The sequence below is a fragment of the Synechococcus sp. R3-13 genome (assembly GCF_047462195.1).
Classification (GTDB): domain Bacteria; phylum Cyanobacteriota; class Cyanobacteriia; order Thermostichales; family Thermostichaceae; genus Thermostichus.
In genome coordinates, this window is record NZ_JANSIO010000311.1 from 1 (window position 1) to 2,767 (window position 2,767).

At 59.5% G+C, this 2,767-nt stretch carries 4 protein-coding genes; 3 read left to right on the forward strand and 1 reads right to left on the reverse strand.

The features are described from left to right. A partial coding sequence (locus NW856_RS09730; protein WP_414400013.1) for a pyruvate kinase occupies positions 1-604 on the forward strand: 604 nt, incomplete at its 5' end. On the opposite strand, the gene lptB is transcribed toward NW856_RS09730, so the two are convergent. Then, positions 601-1,329, reverse strand: a complete 729-nt coding sequence (gene lptB, locus NW856_RS09735; protein WP_011433949.1) for an LPS export ABC transporter ATP-binding protein — start codon at positions 1,327-1,329, stop codon at positions 601-603. The genes NW856_RS09730 and lptB overlap by 4 nt on opposite strands. A 227-nt stretch (positions 1,330-1,556) precedes the next feature. On the opposite strand from lptB, the gene NW856_RS09740 reads away from it, so the two are divergent. Both NW856_RS09740 and NW856_RS09745 read left to right on the forward strand, forming a co-directional pair. Then, the gene (locus tag NW856_RS09740; protein WP_414358409.1) at positions 1,557-1,862 is read left to right on the forward strand and encodes a hypothetical protein; all 306 of its coding nucleotides are present in this window, start codon (positions 1,557-1,559) and stop codon (positions 1,860-1,862) included. 167 nt (positions 1,863-2,029) lie between these two features. Continuing rightward, entirely contained in the window at positions 2,030-2,521 is a 492-nt protein-coding gene (locus NW856_RS09745) for a pentapeptide repeat-containing protein (protein ID WP_414358407.1), read from the forward strand. The last annotated feature ends 246 nt before the right edge of the window (positions 2,522-2,767 follow it).

Below are 2,767 nucleotides of genomic sequence, written 5' to 3' on the forward strand. Positions count from 1 at the left end.
CAGTGCGGGGCTCCTGCGATTTCTAGCTGACAGTCAGCTCCAGATCCGTTCCCTTACCGACAAAGACTGCCAAGACCTGGACTTTGTGGTGCGGCATGCCGACTTAGTGGGCTATTCCTTTGTCCAGCAGCCCGCGGACTTGCAGTTGCTGGTTTCTGAGCTAGAGCGGCGGCAGGCTCGCCCCGATCTGGGCTTGATCCTCAAGATGGAAACGCAGCGGGCGGTAAAAAATCTGCCGGCCTTGATCGCGACCGTTGCCGGCTGCCGGCCCCTGGGGGTGATGATTGCCCGCGGCGATCTGGCCGTGGAGATCGGTTGGCTGCGCTTGGGCGAGATCCAGGAGGAACTGCTGTGGATCTGTGAGGCAGCCCAGGTGCCGGTGGTCTGGGCTACCCAGGTGCTGGATCAACTGACCAAGGAGGGTTTGCCCTCGCGGCCTGAGCTTTCCGATGCGGTGATGTCCGCCCGCGCCGAATGTGTGATGCTCAACAAGGGCCCCTACCTGCTGGAGGCGGTCGCCCTCCTCGATGAGCTGCTGGCCCGTATGCAGACCCACCAACACAAGAAAAGCCAACGTCTGCGGGCTCTGTACTCTTGGCGCTAGAGGCGGAACTTCTCTCCTAGGTAATACTTGCGCACCAAGGGATCCGCCGCCAGCTCCGCCGCCGTGCCCTTGGCCAAAATGGCCCCGTCGTTGAGGATATAGGCGCGATCGGTGATCTCCAGAGTCTCCCGCACGTTGTGGTCGGTAATCAACACGCCGATGCCCCGCTGCTTCAGCTTGGCCACCACCTCCTGAATATCCGCCACCGCAATGGGATCCACCCCCGCAAAAGGTTCATCCAGAAGCAGAAATTTCGGCCCGTGGATCCCAGCAGCCAAGGCACGGGCGATCTCCGCTCGGCGACGCTCCCCCCCTGATACCTGTAGGCCCAAGCTGTGGGCGACATGGGCGATGCGAAACTCCTCCAGCAGTTGGTTGAGCCGCTGCTGCCAAAGGCGACGGGGCACCCCTGTTTGCTCCATGATCAGCAGCAGGTTGTCTTGAATGCTGAGGCGACGAAAAATACTCGGCTCCTGGGCCAGGTAGCCGATCCCCAATTGGGCACGACGATGCATAGGCAGGTGGGTAATATCTTGGTCATCCAACCAGACATGGCCTCGGTTCGGCTGGATCAGGCCGGTCATAATGTAGAACGTGGTGGTTTTCCCCGCCCCATTGGGGCCCAGCAGCCCGACGATCTCCCCCTGCTGAATGTTCAGGCTGACGTCGCTCACCACCTCACGGCGGCCATAGCGCTTACAGATGTTTTCTAAGTAGATCTGCATAGGGCGCTGATCAATGCTCACCGATTCTGAAAGGGGCTTCTCGCCCAGACAGGGATCCTGTAGTAAGTGTCTCTCCCGAAGATGCCCCAAATCTTGCCCACAATCCAGAGAGATCTGAGCAGAATTGATCCCCTCAGGCTGACCCTGGAAGTCTTCGATACTATCATCATGACGGCGTACTGTAACTGGTTGCACCACCGCTTCAGGATGGGATCCCTGGCCTTCCCATGCTCCGCTGCCCAGACTGCTCTTGGCTCAACCCCGACTCCGATTATCGCTGTCGCCGCTGTGGGCACTTTTTGCGCCATCGCCCGCTTCCTGTTGCCGGGAAGGGATCCCAGCTCAACCCAAGAAGGCCAAACACCAACCCTGCCGACTGGCGGGAAATCCGCTGGGATCGCGTCCTGACTTCATCGGCGATACTCGGGGTTTTGGTGGGGTTGGGGCAACTGTCTTGGCATTGGGTACAACCGCTGCTGAGAGATCCACCCCTTCCCAGTGTTGGCAACGGCCCGGCAGCTTCGGGACGATAGGACTCCAAACGCCATCGCGCCTTAAGAGAGCTTGTTATCAGGTGGGCCAGACAAACCTGTGGAGTGGCCGAAGTCGGCAGATGCCACTATCATGTGACCAACGCAGAACAACCCCGCTCTGCTGTGTCCCTTCACTTAAACCTTCAAAATTGCGAGGCTTGGTAACCATGAACCTCAATCTCAAAGTTCCCGCCATTTGGGCACTGCTGACCACGGCGGCCTTGGCTTCCACTGCCGCAGCCACAACCTACAACTCTTGTTTCATGCGCTACCTCACGGCTTCCCGAACCTGTCCTAATTGCCGCCTGGGATCCATTGAGCTGAGCAACTTGGATCTGGCGGAAGCCAATTTCAGCGGCTCCGATCTGATCGAGGCTAATTTGGAGCGCACCATCTTGACAGGTGCCGATCTCAGCCAGTCCTACCTGGTGGGAGCCAATTTGCGACGGGCCCAATTGAGCGGAGCCAACCTGAGTGGCGCTTACCTGGAGGGAGCGGATTTGCGGGGGGCCAACCTCCGGGGGGCCGATCTCTCTTCTGCATCCCTGTACGGCGCGGACTTGCGGGGGGCCGATCTGCGCGATGCCAATCTAGTTGGGGCTGACCTGCGCTTTGCTCGCACCTGGGGCGCACGCCTGCAGGGCGCCGTTCGGGAGTAGCGCAAGAGGCCGAGGTTACAAAAAACTGGATCCAAAGCCCCGCCCTTCCAGGGCGGCTTTGTGTAGCTTTGCTAGCAGCGGTAGGGTAGTCAACGGCTATAAAAGCTCGACAGTTTCCAACTAGAACACTGCACCCATACCTATCACCCTAGCCTGAGACGACCATAGCCGCAACTTTTACTCAGTAAATAACCCCCCAGTGATGGGGGGCGGTGGTGGGCCTGGCACCGAGCTAGGTTGCCAGCA